Origin of the sequence: Gallicola sp. Sow4_E12 (assembly GCF_052116305.1) — a bacterium.
Taxonomy (GTDB): domain Bacteria; phylum Bacillota; class Clostridia; order Tissierellales; family Peptoniphilaceae; genus JBQKLI01.
The window spans coordinates 1-520 of sequence record NZ_JBQKLI010000065.1 but is presented as its reverse complement, the minus strand read 5'-3'; the positions used below and the strand labels follow the sequence as shown (position 1 = coordinate 520).

Sequence of the window (520 nt, the reverse complement as noted above, 5' to 3'; positions counted from 1 at the left end):
TCTGATAGCTCAATCTACTGAGCAGCTTGGTGCAGAGCCATATGAACGATCTGATGACCGCAGAGCCTATCGTAACGGCTTCAGGGACAGAGAACTTACCACAAGGGTTGGGGCTCTTACACTTCGTGTTCCAAGGCATAGAAATGGCAATTTCAGCACCACCATGTTTGAAAGGTACCAGCGCAGTGAGCAAGCTCTTGTCCTCTCCATGATCGAGATGGTAATCAACGGTGTCTCAACAAGAAAAATCGAGAACATAACCGAAGAACTTTGTGGTAAATCATTTTCAAAATCCATGGTCTCGGACTTGTGCAAAAAACTTGATCCTGTTGTTGAGGCCTTCAGAAACAGACCACTAACAAGCGAATATCCGTTTCTAATGGTTGATGCCATCTACATCAAGGCAAGAGACAACCACCGGGTAAGGAGCAAAAGCCTCTTGATAGCAATAGGCGTCAATGAGGAAGGATACCGTGAAATCATAGGTTTTCATCTGTCAGAAAGCGAGTCAGAAACAAGC

General features: G+C 45.2%; 1 protein-coding gene. It reads left to right on the top strand.

Annotated elements, in window-relative coordinates; translation table 11 throughout:
• On the top strand, positions 1-520 hold a 520-nt coding region (locus ACTQ46_RS11200), incomplete at both ends, for an IS256 family transposase (protein WP_441749899.1).